Annotated in this window: 16 protein-coding genes and 2 riboswitches; of the genes, 1 reads left to right on the plus strand and 15 read right to left on the minus strand. The window is 41.6% G+C overall.

What is annotated here, in order from left to right:
- Positions 1 to 25: 25 nt before the first annotated feature.
- The 8 genes from manA to O3636_RS04075 form a co-directional block, all read right to left on the minus strand.
- The gene (gene manA, locus O3636_RS04040) at positions 26 to 970 is read right to left on the minus strand and encodes a mannose-6-phosphate isomerase, class I (protein WP_371641848.1); all 945 of its coding nucleotides are present in this window, start codon (positions 968 to 970) and stop codon (positions 26 to 28) included.
- 120 nt (positions 971 to 1,090) lie between these two features.
- The gene (locus O3636_RS04045; RefSeq protein ID WP_371641850.1) at positions 1,091 to 2,530 is read right to left on the minus strand and encodes a 6-phospho-beta-glucosidase; all 1,440 of its coding nucleotides are present in this window, start codon (positions 2,528 to 2,530) and stop codon (positions 1,091 to 1,093) included.
- Positions 2,531 to 2,659: 129 nt separating this feature from the next.
- Positions 2,660 to 2,920 (minus strand): SemiSWEET family transporter, encoded by a 261-nt coding sequence (locus tag O3636_RS04050; RefSeq protein ID WP_004261618.1) that lies wholly within the window; start codon positions 2,918 to 2,920, stop codon positions 2,660 to 2,662.
- A gap of 206 nt (positions 2,921 to 3,126) precedes the next feature.
- Positions 3,127 to 3,474 carry a VOC family protein gene (locus tag O3636_RS04055; RefSeq protein ID WP_060806246.1) on the minus strand — a complete coding sequence of 116 codons (348 nt, stop codon included), beginning with the start codon at positions 3,472 to 3,474 and terminating at the stop codon, positions 3,127 to 3,129.
- 154 nt (positions 3,475 to 3,628) lie between these two features.
- Positions 3,629 to 5,404, minus strand: a complete 1,776-nt coding sequence (spxB, locus tag O3636_RS04060; protein ID WP_371641852.1) for a pyruvate oxidase — start codon at positions 5,402 to 5,404, stop codon at positions 3,629 to 3,631.
- A gap of 322 nt (positions 5,405 to 5,726) precedes the next feature.
- Positions 5,727 to 7,970, minus strand: coding sequence for a heavy metal translocating P-type ATPase (locus O3636_RS04065; protein ID WP_371641854.1), 2,244 nt, complete (start codon positions 7,968 to 7,970; stop codon positions 5,727 to 5,729).
- Between the two features lie 9 nt (positions 7,971 to 7,979).
- Positions 7,980 to 8,351, minus strand: a complete 372-nt coding sequence (locus O3636_RS04070) for a cupredoxin domain-containing protein (protein WP_023943154.1) — start codon at positions 8,349 to 8,351, stop codon at positions 7,980 to 7,982.
- Positions 8,352 to 8,361: 10 nt separating this feature from the next.
- The gene (locus O3636_RS04075; RefSeq protein ID WP_001167204.1) at positions 8,362 to 8,757 is read right to left on the minus strand and encodes a CopY/TcrY family copper transport repressor; all 396 of its coding nucleotides are present in this window, start codon (positions 8,755 to 8,757) and stop codon (positions 8,362 to 8,364) included.
- A 183-nt stretch (positions 8,758 to 8,940) separates the two neighbouring features.
- Positions 8,941 to 9,038: riboswitch (TPP riboswitch) on the plus strand.
- Positions 9,039 to 9,121: 83 nt separating this feature from the next.
- On the opposite strand from O3636_RS04075, the gene thiD reads away from it, so the two are divergent.
- Positions 9,122 to 9,913 carry a bifunctional hydroxymethylpyrimidine kinase/phosphomethylpyrimidine kinase gene (thiD, locus tag O3636_RS04080; RefSeq protein ID WP_371641857.1) on the plus strand — a complete coding sequence of 264 codons (792 nt, stop codon included), beginning with the start codon at positions 9,122 to 9,124 and terminating at the stop codon, positions 9,911 to 9,913.
- A 148-nt stretch (positions 9,914 to 10,061) separates the two neighbouring features.
- Here thiD and thiE read toward each other — a convergent pair whose 3' ends face one another.
- The 7 genes from thiE to O3636_RS04115 are packed head-to-tail and all read right to left on the minus strand — an operon-like array spanning position 10,062 to position 15,320.
- Positions 10,062 to 10,694, minus strand: coding sequence for a thiamine phosphate synthase (thiE, locus tag O3636_RS04085; protein WP_261039652.1), 633 nt, complete (start codon positions 10,692 to 10,694; stop codon positions 10,062 to 10,064).
- Complete coding sequence (locus O3636_RS04090) at positions 10,687 to 11,490, minus strand: hydroxyethylthiazole kinase (protein WP_261039651.1); 804 nt, start codon at positions 11,488 to 11,490, stop codon at positions 10,687 to 10,689. Before O3636_RS04090 ends, thiE begins: the two co-directional genes overlap by 8 nt.
- Positions 11,490 to 12,014: an energy coupling factor transporter S component ThiW gene (gene thiW / locus O3636_RS04095; RefSeq protein ID WP_261039649.1), complete on the minus strand. Its 525-nt coding sequence runs from the start codon at positions 12,012 to 12,014 to the stop codon at positions 11,490 to 11,492. The genes O3636_RS04090 and thiW overlap by 1 nt, the downstream gene beginning before the upstream one ends.
- Before the next feature lie 4 nt (positions 12,015 to 12,018).
- Positions 12,019 to 12,711, minus strand: a complete 693-nt coding sequence (tenA, locus tag O3636_RS04100; RefSeq protein ID WP_261039648.1) for a thiaminase II — start codon at positions 12,709 to 12,711, stop codon at positions 12,019 to 12,021.
- A gap of 10 nt (positions 12,712 to 12,721) precedes the next feature.
- A complete protein-coding gene (locus tag O3636_RS04105; RefSeq protein WP_140209027.1) occupies positions 12,722 to 13,372 on the minus strand; it encodes an energy-coupling factor transporter transmembrane component T in 651 nt (216 codons plus the stop codon).
- A gap of 1 nt (position 13,373) precedes the next feature.
- Complete coding sequence (locus tag O3636_RS04110) at positions 13,374 to 14,759, minus strand: ATP-binding cassette domain-containing protein (protein WP_371641861.1); 1,386 nt, start codon at positions 14,757 to 14,759, stop codon at positions 13,374 to 13,376.
- Positions 14,760 to 15,320: an ECF transporter S component gene (locus O3636_RS04115; RefSeq protein ID WP_000915275.1), complete on the minus strand. Its 561-nt coding sequence runs from the start codon at positions 15,318 to 15,320 to the stop codon at positions 14,760 to 14,762.
- A gap of 156 nt (positions 15,321 to 15,476) precedes the next feature.
- A riboswitch (TPP riboswitch) is annotated at positions 15,477 to 15,565 on the minus strand.
- Positions 15,566 to 15,694: the final 129 nt, after the last annotated feature.

Below are 15,694 nucleotides of genomic sequence, written 5' to 3' on the forward strand. Positions count from 1 at the left end.
AGTATGAACTCAGGCCCTTTCTTTTTTATGGATGACTAACAATCAATTCCAAACCTTGCCCTTCCAGAGTCCAAGCTTCAACATCACTTGGTAGGATAAAGTGGCTGCCTTTTTGGATTGGATAGTTTTTTCCGTCAACAGTCAGTTGACCTTGACCAGCTAAGACACTGAATAAGCTGTAGTCAGCTGTCTTTTTGAAGTCAACTTTTCCAGTAATTTCCCACTTGTAAACTGCAAAAAAATCATTGGATACAAGGAGAGTGGAGCGTAAATCATCAGCTTTGACAGTTACAGGACGGCTATTTGCAGGCTCACCAATGTTCAAGACATCAATGGATTTTTCAAGGTGAAGTTCACGCAAGTTACCATTATCATCCTTACGGTCAAAGTCATAGACACGGTAGGTTGTGTCACTAGATTGTTGGGTTTCAAGAATCAAGATACCTGCACCAATAGCATGCATGGTTCCGCTTGGTACATAGAAGAAATCTCCAGCTTTAACAGGCACTTTTGTTAATAGACCATCCCAGTCTTTCGCTTCGATTTGCTGGCGGAGTTCTTCTTTTGACTTGGCATTGTGACCGTAGATAATCTCTGAACCTTCACCCGCAGCGATGATGTACCAGCATTCCGTTTTTCCGAGTTCGCCTTCATGCTCTAGTCCATAAGCATCGTCTGGGTGAACTTGGACGCTGAGCCAGTCGTTGGCATCCAGAATCTTTGTCAAAAGCGGAAATACAGGTTCTGGACGATTGCCAAACAATTCACGGTGTTCTACATACAAAGTTGCTAGGTCTGTTCCTTCAAAGCGACCATTGGCAACTTTAGAGACTCCATTTGGATGGGCTGAGATGGCCCAATATTCTCCGATTTTTTCACTTGGGATGTCGTAGCCAAACTCATCACGCAGCTTGGTTCCCCCCCAGATTTTTTCTTGCATAACTGATTGTAAAAATAATGGTTCTGACATCTTGATCTCCTGTCTGATTTTTCTCCCCTCATTATAGCAAAAAAAGAGTTCCATTAGAACTCTTTTTCACATCTTATAAAGTAGGGAGAAGATTTTATAAAAATAGTGAACAAATGTGCTCTACGCAATGCTTGCACCATTGCTGGCAATGACATCCTTGTACCAATAGAAGGACTTCTTCTTGCTCCGTTTGAGAGTCCCATTTCCTGCATTATCTCGATCTACATAGATAAAGCCATAGCGCTTATTCATTTCCCCTGTGCCAGCTGAAACCAGATCGATACAGCCCCAAGTCGTATAACCAAGCAAGTCAACCCCGTCTTGGTAAATGGCATCTCGCATAGCCTTGATATGAGCCTCTAAGTAAGCAATCCGATAGTCATCTGCTACATGACCATTCTCATCCGGTGTATCCATAGCACCTAGACCGTTTTCCACGATGAACATTGGCTTTTGGTAACGATCCCAGATAGCATTGAGGGTGATACGAAGACCAAGTGGGTCAATCTGCCATCCCCATTCTGAGGATTCAAGATAAGGATTTTTGAGAGAGACAAAGACATTTCCAGCAGTTAATTCTTTAACTTCTGGATCACCTGAGGCTACTCGACTTGCATAGTAAGAGAAGGAAACAAAGTCAACAGTATTGTCCTTCAACAAGTCTAAATCTTCTACAGTCATTTGAATCTCGATCCCCTCACGCTCCCACTGCTTCTTGGCATAGTTTGGGTATTCCCCACGCGCTTGAACATCAATGAAGAAGTAACTCTTGCGATCTTCCTCCATAGCAGCCCAGTAATCTCTCGGATGGGCTGTGTTAGGATAGTATTGCCCTGCTGCCAACATACATCCCACCTTGTTTTCTGGGTCAATTTCGTGGGCAAGTTTAGTCGCCATGGCTGAAGCCACCAACTCATGGTGAGCCGCTTGGTATTTGACCTGTTCTTGATTTTCTCCTTCTTCAAAACAGAGCCCTGCTCCCATAAAGGGGGCATGGAGAATCATGTTGATTTCGTTGAAGGTAAGCCAATATTTGACCAAACCCTTATAGCGGGTAAAGAGTGTGCGACAAAGTTTTTCATAGAAGTCTAACATCCGACGATTGCGCCAACCACCGTATTCTTCAATCAAGTGCATAGGACAGTCGAAATGAGTAATGGTTACCAGAGGTTGGATTCCATACTTATGACATTCCTTAAACAAATCCTCATAAAAGGCTAGACCAGCTTCATTTGGCTCGGTTTCGTCGCCCTTAGGAAAAATCCGAGTCCAAGCAATGGATAGACGATAAGTCTTAAAACCCATCTCTGCAAAAAGAGCAATATCTTCCTTGTAATGATGGTACATATCAATGGCTTCTTTGGCTGGGTAAAAATAACCCTCCTCAAACGAAAACATCTTTTTCTGACCTGTGATAATGGCTTCACGGTCTGATCCAATGGGTACCACATCCACGTTGGCCAATCCACGACCATCTAAATTATAAGCACCTTCACATTGATTAGCTGCCGTAGCACCACCCCAGAGGAAACCCTCTGGAAATTGTAGTCTTTCTGTCATCACTTTACCTCACTTGATTTATTACTTCTATTATACTAAAAAGGAGATAAAAAGTTTGAAACTATCTGGGTAATGATGGGGCTGAGCTTGCTTTTATATACGAAAAAAAGACTGAAATCAGTCTTCTTTTTAAATCAAAGCTGTGATAGCCGTTACTAAACCAAAAACGATACCTGGTGCATTAGCAGCTGCAAGTGGAATATCTCTTTCCTTCTTGAAAAGACCATAGTAAACCCAGAGACTACAGTTGATAGCTGCGACTAGGGGTTGAATGAAGTTGCCTTTTTGACCGGCAAGATTATTCATGATTTGTGGGAAATATGACACATACATCATAACAGACATAAATGTCGCTGCCCAGCCCAACACTTTCATTTGTTTTTCAGACATTTTCAAAACCTCTTTTATTCTTTTATACTTTCTATTTTATAATTTAATACAAAAATAAGCAAGACTTTAAGATTTTTATTATAAAAATGTAAACTATCACAGTCTTGTGATAAGAAAAAGATCGAATTGCTCCGATCTTTCAATAGTTCATATTCTCACATTCTGTTTTAAGAATAGTTAAGGTTATCTTCAAATAACTAAACGCCTTATTTCATACGATAAAAATCAATCACTAGACCAGCAGGGCCTTTAACTAATAAGGACTCTGTTCCCCAATCGGTTACAGTTGGACCGTTTAAAACCTGGATACCAAGCTCGTTCAACCGTTTGTAGTTCTGGTCTACATCCTCAACCTCGATATGAAGAATGATTCCTGACTGAAAATCTTCCAAAGGAATCAAATGATTTTGGGACAACATCAGACAGTGACTGCCAATCGTAAACTGAGCAAAACTATCATCAACATAATCGGACTTTTTATCCAAAATACGCTCCAAGTCAGCACAGACTTGTGGAACATCGGAAACGATAATATCTAATTGATTTAAATTCATTTACTATCCTCCATAAAAAGACCGGATTGCTCCGATCTTTTTAAGTTCCGCTCTAAGAAAATCAAAGAATAAACAAGGCATCGAACCGCAGGCAGTACTGAAGTACGGCAAGGTGAAGATAACACAGTTTACATTTGATTTTCGACGAGAGGAATTATTTAATTGCGCGTGATTGCAATCCTTCTTCTTCCAAGAAGAGGCGGAATGGTACGAGTTCTTCTGCTTCGTATTTTTCCTTGAAGGCTTTGATTGCTTCTTCTGAGTGAAGTTTTGGATCCAATTCAAGTACTTCTACTGGAAGTGGACGGTGTGGAGTGATGCGAGCATCGATAACAACAGTTTTACCTTCTTTGCTCAATTTAACAGCTTCTGCAACAACTGCATCGATGTCTTCGATACGGTCAACTGTAAATCCAACAGCTCCTTGAGCTTCAGCGATTTTCGCATAGTCAGCATTAGGGAAGTCACAACCAAACAAATGTTTGTTTGTGTCTTCGTATTTGTCCTTGATGAAGGCATATTTACCATTTGAGAAGACAACGTTGATAACTGGAAGGTCGTATTGAACGTTTGTGATAACGTCTGGGTAGCACATGTTGAATGCACCGTCACCCATGATGTTCCATACTTGGCGATCTGGATTGTCTTTCTTAGCAGCGATACCACCAGGAAGGGCAATACCCATTGTCGCAAAGAGTGGAGATGTACGCCACATGTTCTTAGGTGTCATGTGAAGGTGACGAGTAGATGTTTGAGTAGTGTCACCTACGTCGATTGAGTAGATAGCGTCTTGATCAGCATGTTTGTTGATTGCATTGTAAACTTGATACAATTGCAATTCACCCTCAGTTTTACCTTCGAGTTTGTTCATGTAATCACGCCAGTTTTGGTTGTTCTTAACGTTTGCACGCCACCATGGAGTAGATTCAACTGGGTTCACTTTGTCAAGGATAGCTTTAGCTGCTTGACCTGCATCACCAAGGATTGAAGCGTCTAGGGCATGACGTTTACCAAGTTTGTAAGGGTCGATATCGACTTGGATGAATTTTTCAGTGTTCTTGAATGCTTCGTAAACTTCAGCAAATGGGAAGTTTGAACCAAGGAAAAGAACTGTGTCTGCTTCAAAGACCACTTCGTTGGCTGGTTTCCAACCAACACGGTAAGCAGAACCTGTCAAACCTTCATAGTTCCATTCGAAAGCTTCAAAGTTTTTACCAGTTGTGATGATTGGTGCTTTGATTTTACGTGACAATTCAGTGATCACTTCACCAGCTTTAACACCACCGTAACCAGCATAGATAACTGGACGTTCAGCATTGTTCAAGATTTCAACAGCTTTGTCGATTTCAGCTTCGTTCAAAGCAGGAGCGATGAATGAACGTTCGTATGAACCTGAACCGTAGTATGAGTTTTCGTCGATTTCTTGGAAACCGAAGTTTACTGGAATTTCAACAACAGCTGGACCTTTTTTAGAAACTGCAGCACGGCAAGCTTCGTCGATTACTTTTGGTAATTGCTCAGCGTAAGCTACACGTTTGTTGTATACAGCGATACCGTTGTACATTGGGTTTTGGTTCAATTCTTGGAAAGCATCCATGTTGAGTTCGTTAACTGGACGTGATCCAAGGATCGCTAGGAATGGAGTGTTATCCATAGCTGCATCGTAAACACCGTTAATCAAGTGAGTCGCACCTGGACCACCTGAACCAACTGCAACCCCGATTGAGCCGCCGAATTTAGCTTGCATAACCGCTGCAAGAGCACCTGTTTCTTCGTGGCGAACTTGCAAGAAGCGGATATCTTTGTCTTCAGCCAAAGCGTCCATCAATGAGCTGAGTGTTCCTGATGGGATACCGTAGATTGTGTCTACGCCCCATGTTTTCAATACATTAAGCATTGCTGCAGATGCAGTAATTTTCCCTTGAGTCATAATGATAACTCTCCTTCAAATATTTTTAAATCTACTAAAAAAGGTTTCATATAGTTTTTGAAAACGTTTCAGTAAATTTTTACAATACTAATTTATCACATTTATTTTGACTTTACTAAGAATCTGCTCAGAAGTTTTTATTCTCTATTACAGTACAGTTTGAAAACGTTTTTAGTTTCTGTTTTATAATACTCAATGAAAATCAAAGAGCAAACTGGGAAGCTAGCAGCAGGTTACTCAAAGCACAGCTTTGAGGTTGCAGACAAAGCTGACGTGGTTTGAAGAGATTTTCAAAGAGCATAAAAAGCGAGCAAGCCCGCTTTTAATCTATTTTACTAAAGTTTAGTAAGAGTGAACTAGTCAGAACGGATACAGAACTAAAGGCCATAGCTAGACCTGCCAGTTCTGGATTGAGGGCCAGTCCAACACCAGAAAAGACTCCTGCTGCAATCGGAATTCCGGCGACATTGTAGATAAAGGCCCAGAAAAGATTGAGCAGAATACGATGAAAGGTTTTCTTACTCATGTCAAAAGCACGAACCACTCCTAGGAGGTTATTAGTTGTCAACACCAAATCTGCTGACTCGATGGCAATATCTGTTCCAGCTCCCATAGCAATCCCCACATCTGCTACACTGAGGGCAGGAGCGTCATTGATACCATCACCAACAAAGGCTACTTTACCAGCCGCTTGTAGTTTATGGATTTCATGGGCTTTTTCTTCTGGTAAGACACCTGCAATGACCTCTTCGATTCCGATCTGATCGGCAATAGCACGCGCCACACCTGCATTGTCTCCTGTCAGCATGACTGTTTTAAGACCACGTTTTTTCAACTGACTGATGGCAAGCTTGGCATTTTCCTTAGGAATATCTTGCAGAGCAAGCAAGCCTTTGATTTCATTCTCAACAGCCAAGAACACAACTGTCTTAGCTTCTTTTTCTAGTTCTTCTAGTTTATCTTGATAAGTGCTAGAAATGTTCATGCCATCCAGCATTTTAGCATTTCCAAGCAAAACTTGTTTTCCATTGATTTGCCCTGAGACACCTTTTCCGTGCAAGGCTTGGAAATTTTCCACAGTGTGAAGCTCAAGTCCAGTTTCAGTCGCTCGCTTAACAACGGCTTCAGCCAGTGGGTGTTGAGAAGCTTCTTCCAAGGAAGCTGCCAATCCAAGCACTTCTGCTTCGTTGCCGATGACATCTGTTACCACAGGTTTCCCTTCCGTCAAAGTCCCGGTCTTATCAAAGACAATAGTTTGGACTTTCTGGATTTCCTGTAGAACCGTTCCATTTTTGAGGAGAACTCCCATCTTGGCACTGCGACCTGTCCCCACCATAAGGGCTGTCGGTGTTGCAAGTCCCAAGGCACAAGGGCAGGCAATAATCAGAACTGCCACTCCGTAGAGAAGAGAAGAGACAAAGCTAGCTCCAAGCACAACTACACTATCCCTGAGCAAGACGAACCAAACCCAAAAGGTCACAATCCCTAAAATGACAACTGCTGGGACAAAAATCCCTGAAATCTTATCCGTCAAGTCCTGAATCGGCGCACGACTTGTCTGAGCTTTCTTCACAAAATCCACAATCTGAGCCAAAACAGTCTCTGAACCAACTTTTTCTGCTCTAAAAACAAGTGTTCCACTATTATTGATGGTTGAACCAATGACGGTATCTCCAACTGTCTTGTCCACAGGCAGACTCTCACCTGTCACCATGGATTCGTCAATACTGGACACACCTTCTACTACAACCCCATCAACTGCAATCTTTTCACCGGGACGCACTCGAATCAGGTCACCTACCTTGACTTGCTCCAAGGGAACTTGAACATAGTTATCCTCACGCAAGACTTCTGCAGTTTTAGCCTGCAAGTCAAGTAATTTCTCCACAGCTTGGGAAGTATTTTTCCGCATTTTCTCCTCAAAAACAGCTCCCATAAGAACGAAGAAGAAGATAAATGCAGCACTTTCAAAGTAAACAGGAAGACCAGCGAAGAGGGCCACTAAGCTATAGAAATAGGCCACTAGGGTTCCCAGAGCAACCAAGGTATCCATGTTGGCATTGTGCTTTTTAAAACTAGCCCAAGCACTTTGGATATAAGGACCACCTGCTACTAGCATAATCGGTGTTGTGGCTAAAAAGGTGCCCCAACGCATGACTTGGTGACTAATTCCTCCTGTCGACATTCCAATCATGAGAATCACAAGAGGCACAGTAAAGATACTAGTAATCCAAAAACGCTGTAAAAGTGATAGAGATTTTCGAGTCTTCTCAACAACTGTATAACTTCCCTTTTGCATCTTCATACCACAAGAAAATTCATGTTGGCCTAATTCTTGAGGTGTAAAACGAATGACTTTCTCCTCATCTACGCCGATTGGTTCCAAGATGCCTTCTTCTTCAAACAGAATTTCCTTATAACAATTTGAAGGAGTGGTGCGATGAAAGGTAATCTCAGCTGGAATCCCTTTTTGAAGTTGGATATGGGCTGGATGATAGCCTTTCTCAGCTCGGATACGGATTTTTTGAACACCATTTTCAAAACTTGCTTTTACAATTTCAGTCATATCATTCTCCTATTCTACAATCATCTTGCCGTGCATCATATTCATGCCACAAGAGAAACCATACTCTCCAGCCTGCTCAGGCGTGATTTCCACTACATACTCTTCACCCATTGGCAGGTCCGCATGTACACCAAAATCTGGAAAAACAATTTGGTCCAAACATGGTGAAGGATCCTTACGGTCAAAGACAATGCGGGCTGGCACTGATTTTTTGAGGATAATCAACTCAGGCGTATAGCCCCCCATGACCTCCACTCGAATCTCTTGGTAGCCGTTTTTTTGCTGGGCTTTTTGTCCAGATTTTTCAGGCTTTTTGAAAAACCAAAACAAGATAAACGCGATAAGGGTAATACAAACAATGGTTACAATACTATTTAACATGACGTCTCCTTTACATACAATTACATTTTACTTCTGTTACAGCGCTTGATTTCTTCTCAGAAATCACAGCTTCCAAGTCTTCCAAGTCAGCCTGAGTAAAATCACATTCAGCAATCAAATCAGCCAACAAGTTCTTAATCCTACGAGAACAAACCTTGTCCTTGATATCTTGGACAAGTAAATCCCGACTTTGGTCCAAAGTTAAAAGGGCTGAATAGACAAAGGACTTGCCTTCTTTTTTCCGAGTCAGACACTCTTTCTCAACCAGACGAGCCAAAAGAGTTTGAATGGTTGACTTGGACCAGTCGAATCGCTCCGCCAGAACCCTAATCAAATCCGTACTGGTCTGCTCTCCTTGCATCCAAATAATCTTCATGACCTGCCATTCTGCATCTGAAATCTGCATAATCACACCTCCAAAATCTACATTTGTCAATTACAATTATCAGTATACTTCAAAAATCTACATTTGTCAACTATGAAATTAATCTTTTTTTCGAAAAATAGAATTTTAATCATTTGAAAAACGATTTGCAGTCAAATTTTACTATATAAACTATAAAAATATGCTATACTAAAGAAAAAAGAAAACAACCACTAGGGGTGCGTAAAGCTGAGATTAACGACCGTTAGACCCTTTGACTCAATCTAGGTAATGCTAGCTGATGGAAGTGGAAATGATAATGGGGACTAGCAGTCTTCTATTGCCTTCCTGAAACAGACTAGCTTGTTCTTGAGAATACAAACTTCAGTTGGTTGGGAGGTTTTAGATGACTTATTTACCCGTTGCTTTGACCATTGCAGGGACTGACCCTAGTGGTGGTGCTGGCATTATGGCAGATTTAAAGTCATTCCAAGCGAGAGATGTCTATGGAATGGCTGTTGTAACCAGTCTTGTCGCTCAAAATACCAGAGGTGTTCAATTAATCGAGCACGTTTCTCCTCAAATGTTGAAATCCCAATTGGAGAGTGTCTTTTCGGATATCAAGCCTCAGGCTGTAAAAACTGGGATGTTGGCAACTACCGAAATTATGGAAATCATCCAGCCCTATCTTAAAAAGCTGGATTGTCCCTACGTCCTTGACCCTGTTATGGTCGCAACGAGCGGAGACACCCTGATTGATACCAGTGCCAGAACCTACCTAAAAACAAACCTGCTTCCCCTTGCAACCATTATCACTCCAAATCTTCCTGAGGCAGAAGAGATTGTTGTTTTTTCAATCCATGATCCTGAAGACATGCAGCGTGCCGGTCGCCTGATTTTAAAAGAATTTGGTCCTCAGTCTGTGGTAATCAAAGGTGGGCATCTCGAAGGCGGTGCCAAGGATTTCCTCTTTACCAAGGATGACCAATTTGTCTGGGAAAGTCCACGAATTCAAACCTGTCATACACATGGTACTGGATGTACCTTTGCTGCAGTGATTACTGCTGAACTAGCCAAGGGGAAAACCCTCTATCAAGCAGTCGATAAAGCCAAGGCCTTTATCACGAAAGCCATCCAAGACGCCCCTCAACTCGGTCATGGTTCTGGCCCAGTCAACCATACAAGCTTTAAAGATTAAAAAAACTCTCTAGTTCCCACTTTAAGGGAATTAGAGAGTTTTTATACTTCTTCAAACTACGTCAGTTTTATCTGCAATCTCAAAGTTGTGTTTTGAGCAACCTGCAGCTAGCTTCCTAGTTTGCTCTTTGATTTTCATTGAGTATTAATTAGAAAATAATGTCATCCAACTTTGTTAAAAAAGCTTGTGTTTTTGCCTCAATATCTTCTGCCTGCATCAAATCACGTACTACAGCTACTCCAGCTATGCCAGTGCCAATAAGCTGGTCAATGTTCTCTGAAGTCAAGCCTCCAATAGCAACTACTGGAATGGCAACCGCTTGGCAAATTGTTTTCAAGGTTGAAATCAGGGTGATGGGTGCATTTTCCTTGGTCGTAGTCGGGAAAATGGCTCCTGTCCCCAAGTAATCTGCTCCCCCTTCTTCTGCCTCTAGGGCTCTTTTTACTGTTTTAGCTGTGACACCGAGGATTTTTTCAGAGCCCAAGACTTGTCGGGCAACCGAAACTGGTAGTTCATCGTCTCCGATATGCAGACCAGCAGCATCAACCGCAAGACAAACATCCAAACGGTCATCGATTATCAAGGGTACCTGATAGGCATCTGTTATTTCCTTGACTTGTTTTGCCAGTTGATAATATTGATTGGTTGTAATATTTTTTTCTCGCAATTGGACTATGGTAACCCCTGAACGGCAAGCCGTCTCAATCTTTTCAAGAAAACTTTCCAAGGAATCTTGGTAGCGATTGGTTACTAGATACAGTCTAAGCGCCTCTCTATTCATAAACATCTCCTTTGATAGCATCTAGCCAGTTTTCATCTCTTTTTAGGAGAGAGAGTTGATTGAGAACTTGGTATCGAAAATCTTCCAATCCCATTCCTTGAACAACTATTTTCTCAGCAGAGATATTGAGATAAGAAACCGCTAAACAAGAAGCCTCAAAGGCAGTCTTTCCTTGGCTAAGAAAAACAGCTGTTAAAGCTCCAACCAAATCTCCTGTCCCTGTTATCCAGTCTAATTCTATACAGCCATTTCCCAATACAGCAACCTGATTCTTTGAAACGATGAGGTCCTTGGGGCCAGTGACTAAGAATGACATACCTGGATAGGTCTGACACCAGTCTTTCAAGACTTGAAGTAAATCCTCAGTTTCTTGATCTTTAGCACTCGCATCGACCCCAACTCCGTGGTGTTTTAAGCCAACAAGACTTCGAATTTCCGACATGTTTCCTTTAAGGACCGTAGGTCTATAGTCTAAAAGGTCTTTAACTAAGCTCTTACGAATGGATGAAGCTGTTACGCCAACCGCATCTACTACCATTGGGAGACCAGCTTGAGCTGCATAAGAAGCTGCCATACGGATTGCTTTTTCCTTCTCAGCAGACAAATGCCCCAAATTGATGAAGAGTGCCTGGCTTTGCTTAGTAAAATCAAGAACCTCACGGGAATCATCTGCCATAACTGGTTTACATCCCAAAGCCAAAATCCCATTTGCTAGCATCTCACATGAAATCTCATTGGTAATACAGTGAATGAGGGAAGTCGTTGCCAGAGGAAAAGGATTTGTCAATTCCTGCATCAGTCTATCCTTTCATCAAAGAAATATCCCTGCACTTTTTTAAAGAATTCCTGCTTGATTAAAAATCGAAAGGCAATAAAGGAAATCGCTGTACCAATCAAGGTTGCTCCGAAAAATCGAGGAGTATAGATAAACCAGCTAAGCTTTGCAGCTGATCCTGTAAAGAGTACCATAACAGGATAGGAAACAATTGAACCAATAATACCTGTTCCCACAATTTCTCCCAAGGCAGAAAAGTGAAATTTTCGACCATACTTATAAAAGAGACCTGCTAGAAGGGCTCCAAAAGTCGCTCCTGTGAGAGCCAAAGGCGGAATCCCTTGAGTCGTCATACGGATAAAGGCTGTCACTGTAGCCATAACCAAAGCATAAACAGGTCCCATCATGATTCCTGCTAGAATATTGACTACACTGGACATCGGTGCCATTCCCTCAATCCGAAAAATAGGCGTAAGGACTACATCAAGAGCAATCATCATGGATAAAATGGTTAATTTGTGAACTTGTAATTGGTGCTTCCTCATATTTCTATTCTTCTCCTGTTTCTAAAGACTGTAGATCGCTCTTCCATGTCTGGTGTTGGTAGGCCATTTCCCAAAACTTAGCTTCCATATGAACACTGATGTGGAAGGCATCTAGCATTTTTTTCTTATCGGTCTCATCGCTTTCTCTGTAAAGATGATTAACTAGTGCTTCTTCCTCTCTGATCTGTTGCTCTAACTCATCCGTAATATAAGTTTCAATCCATTGTTGGTAGAGAGGATTTGGTGATGGTTTAAGATTAAGTGATTTGCCTATATCATGATATAGCCAAGGACAAGGCAGCAAGCTCGCAAAGGCAATGGCTAGATTTGCTTCTTCAAATTGACGATAAATGTGAGAGATATAATGATAGCAGGTTGGCGCGATTGGATGTTGCTCCATTTCCTGGTCGCTGATTTCCAATTCCTTGAAAAATTGTTGGCGGATAAATAACTCACCTTCCACTAGACTCTGAGCATTTTGTTTCAAGAGTCTTCTCATTTCCTCATTCAAAGTCTTATCAGCCAAGAGGTGATAGGCTTCTGAGAAGGACTTCAAATAGTAGGCATCCTGAATCAAGTAATAGCGAAAGATGGACGGATCTAAATTTCCCTCTTGCAACTGTAAAACAAAGGGGTGATGAAAGGAAGCCTGCCAAGCTTCCTTGGATAATTCCATCGCAATATCTGTAAATTCCATAATAACTCCTTTATAAAAATAGACTGGTTTGAAGCAATAAAAAGAAAAGCAGGTAGATGAATATTGTCCTTTGAGGAATATAAAAAGTCCGATAGCGATTCTCCACCTGTGCATGTTCGTCATATCCATGCGCCGATAGGGCTCTCAGATAAAGATGGCGCCACCTAAAGACTGTCATCAGAACCTTACTGTAAATCAAGGGCGACCAAAAATGTAGTTCTTGACCGCGTAATAAGCAAGCTTCCTTGAGGGACTTGATTTCTTGCTGAATAAGGGGAAAGGAATTGAATACCACAATCAAGGCATAGGCCCAAGAGCGTGATAACCCCTTTTGAGCCAAGTACAAGAGAAGCTCTTTTAGGGAAATAGAGGAAACAAAGACAAGACCAATACAAACGGTCACAAAGGCCCTCGTTCCAAGCATGACTGCCTGCGAAGCATCTCCGTGTAACTGAACTGCCCAGTAGTTAGCCAAAGATGGCAAAATGGCGAGTAGAATCATCCAAGCCAACATCTTAAATCGACGGTAATAGAGCATAAAGAGAATACAAAATGCGACTACCGAGAGATTCAGAGCAATCGAAGGAATGAAAGATGTTTCCAAGGATAAAATTAGCAAGAAGAGACTGATAATCGGTGTCTGGGTTGCTACTTTGACCATACTATCTCACCTCCCCTTGAGTATTGCTACTCTGAGATGTGAGTGGTTTGGTAATTGTCACTTTTTTCACATGACTGAGAACCTGACTAGTCATCTCAATCCAATAATCAACCACAGAGATTAAGGGATCTAAACGATGGCTAATGATCAAAAAACTTCTTCCCTGATTTCTATCCTCCAACATCCACTGACAAAAATAACGGCAGGCTCTATCATCCAAACCAGCAAAAGGTTCATCTAGTAAAATCACAGAAGTCTTGCTGGTCAAGATGGTCAAGAGCTGAAGAATCTTTTGCTGACCACCACTTAATTGATAAGGACTCTTATCAAGTGCCTGCTCCAGATCAAAATATCGTAAAGCTTGAAGTATCCGCTGATTTTTTTCAGAGTCTGAACTATCTAATTGAAGTTCCTCTCGCAGACTGACTCGGATAAACTGTTTCTCAGCTTCCTGAACAACACCCGTCAGGTCACGGTACAAACTCTTTTTCTTTTTCAGGACTGTCCCCTTCCAGGTAATGCGCCCCTTATACTTTTGAAATTGAAGAATAGACCGAAAGAGGGTGGATTTCCCGACACCATTGTCACCCAAGATACAGGAAATTCCTTGGTGAAATGTAAAATTCACAATCGAAAAGAGGGGACGCTTATCCAGCTCACAAGTCGTTCGATCCATATGGAACAGTTCCGGGCTAGAAGCAACATTCTTTGAAGAAACCTGTGTCATCTCAGAGGTAGGGATTTGATTTATTTTCCTTAGTTGTCCGTCTCTTAGCTCCACCATATGGTCGATATAGGCTTCATAATCAGATAAATCATGGTCGCACAAAATAACTGTCTTCCCATCAGAGACCAACTCTTTTAGAATCTCCAATATCTCTATCCTACTCTTGCGGTCAATGGAAGCGAAGGGCTCATCCAAGAGATAGACCCTAGGATTCATAGCAAAGAGAACAGCTAAAGCAGCCTTTTGCTTTTCCCCTCCTGATAAGTGATGGATGGGACGGTGCAAGATTTTCTCACAGCGACATTGCTGGACCACCTCTGCTATTTTAGAATCAATTTCCTGAATGGGATGGCCGATATTTTCCAAGCTAAAAATCAACTCCTCAAACAAGTTCTCCATGGTAAATTGATGATTGGGATTTTGAAAGAGAATACCAACCGTCTGGACACGTTCGATGATAGAAAACTGACTGACCTCGCTCCCATCTATCAGGACTTGACCACTATAGGGAAGAGAACTGACTTGGGCAATCATTTGAAAGAGGCTCGATTTTCCAGACCCACTACTTCCAACCAACAAGGTAAAGGCTTGCTCATGAAAAGTAAAATCAAGCGGCTCAGAGAAGATTGGGGACTGAATCGCTCGTAGTTCCAACCCCATCTATGCCTTGCCCCCAGCTGCAAACTGATGATAAAGTTTGACAATGGCACGAACCAAGATGGTGCAGAAGAAAAAGACGGAAATAAAACGTACCACTAGTAAGGAAAGAACAAAAGGAAGGGAGAAGGCATAGTAACCTAACTTAATGTATTCATAGACAAAGCTAACAAGCGTAATCCCAATACTATTGGCAGTTAGAGAGAGCCAACTTTCATAGCGATTCTTGGTTACGATAAAACCAAGTTCACTTCCCAAACCTTGAACCAAACCAGACAAAAGAGCGCCTAGACCGAATTGGCTACCATAAAGGACTTCAGCAAGCGCAGCTAGTACTTCTCCAATCGTTGCACTTCCCACTCTTGGAACAAAAATGGCAGCAATAGGCGCAGCCATACACCAGAGACCAAAGAGGATTTCATTGGCAAAGGCCTGTAAACCAAGAGGTGCTAAAATCAGAGTGAGAATATCAAACAGATAGCCTGACCCCACAAAAACGCCACCAAAAAAGATAGACAAGAAAGCAAGTAAGATAACATCTTTTAACTGCCATTTTTTCAACATAAAAAACTCCTTTTTTAAAGAAAAGTGGGGCATTCAATGTGAGCTACCTAAATGCTTTGTATCATCTTCATCCAGTTTCGTAAAAGAAAAAACTCTAATTACAGATAGGAATTAGAGTTTAGCTTACAAGATTAGACAGTTCTTTTCGACATACGAAAAAAACTTCTCACATTTCCCTTCGCCAGTATTAACTGTATCAGGTTCAATGGGTATCATCTCAGCCTAAAGCACCCCAAATGTCTTTATTATTTAATTATATAATTATTTTAACAAACGATTTATTCCAGTTCAAGAAATTGAACTGAAAATACAACCTTGCACTCACAAAGATAGCAGATCTTTCTTTTTCACAAAACAAATGACTTGTTTGATAG

Source organism: Streptococcus sp. 27098_8_76 (assembly GCF_041432315.1).
Lineage (GTDB): Bacteria > Bacillota > Bacilli > Lactobacillales > Streptococcaceae > Streptococcus.

Coding starts and splice junctions, on each gene's coding strand:
- manA (WP_371641848.1), bottom strand. CDS start 970: ATGTCAGAACCATTATTTTTACAATCAGTTATGCAAGAAAAAATCTGG.
- O3636_RS04045 (WP_371641850.1), bottom strand. CDS start 2,530: ATGACAGAAAGACTACAATTTCCAGAGGGTTTCCTCTGGGGTGGTGCT.
- O3636_RS04050 (WP_004261618.1), bottom strand. CDS start 2,920: ATGTCTGAAAAACAAATGAAAGTGTTGGGCTGGGCAGCGACATTTATG.
- O3636_RS04055 (WP_060806246.1), bottom strand. CDS start 3,474: ATGAATTTAAATCAATTAGATATTATCGTTTCCGATGTTCCACAAGTC.
- spxB (WP_371641852.1), bottom strand. CDS start 5,404: ATGACTCAAGGGAAAATTACTGCATCTGCAGCAATGCTTAATGTATTG.
- O3636_RS04065 (WP_371641854.1), bottom strand. CDS start 7,970: ATGACTGAAATTGTAAAAGCAAGTTTTGAAAATGGTGTTCAAAAAATC.
- O3636_RS04070 (WP_023943154.1), bottom strand. CDS start 8,351: ATGTTAAATAGTATTGTAACCATTGTTTGTATTACCCTTATCGCGTTT.
- O3636_RS04075 (WP_001167204.1), bottom strand. CDS start 8,757: ATGCAGATTTCAGATGCAGAATGGCAGGTCATGAAGATTATTTGGATG.
- thiD (WP_371641857.1), top strand. CDS start 9,122: ATGACTTATTTACCCGTTGCTTTGACCATTGCAGGGACTGACCCTAGT.
- thiE (WP_261039652.1), bottom strand. CDS start 10,694: ATGAATAGAGAGGCGCTTAGACTGTATCTAGTAACCAATCGCTACCAA.
- O3636_RS04090 (WP_261039651.1), bottom strand. CDS start 11,490: ATGCAGGAATTGACAAATCCTTTTCCTCTGGCAACGACTTCCCTCATT.
- thiW (WP_261039649.1), bottom strand. CDS start 12,014: ATGAGGAAGCACCAATTACAAGTTCACAAATTAACCATTTTATCCATG.
- tenA (WP_261039648.1), bottom strand. CDS start 12,711: ATGGAATTTACAGATATTGCGATGGAATTATCCAAGGAAGCTTGGCAG.
- O3636_RS04105 (WP_140209027.1), bottom strand. CDS start 13,372: ATGGTCAAAGTAGCAACCCAGACACCGATTATCAGTCTCTTCTTGCTA.
- O3636_RS04110 (WP_371641861.1), bottom strand. CDS start 14,759: ATGGGGTTGGAACTACGAGCGATTCAGTCCCCAATCTTCTCTGAGCCG.
- O3636_RS04115 (WP_000915275.1), bottom strand. CDS start 15,320: ATGTTGAAAAAATGGCAGTTAAAAGATGTTATCTTACTTGCTTTCTTG.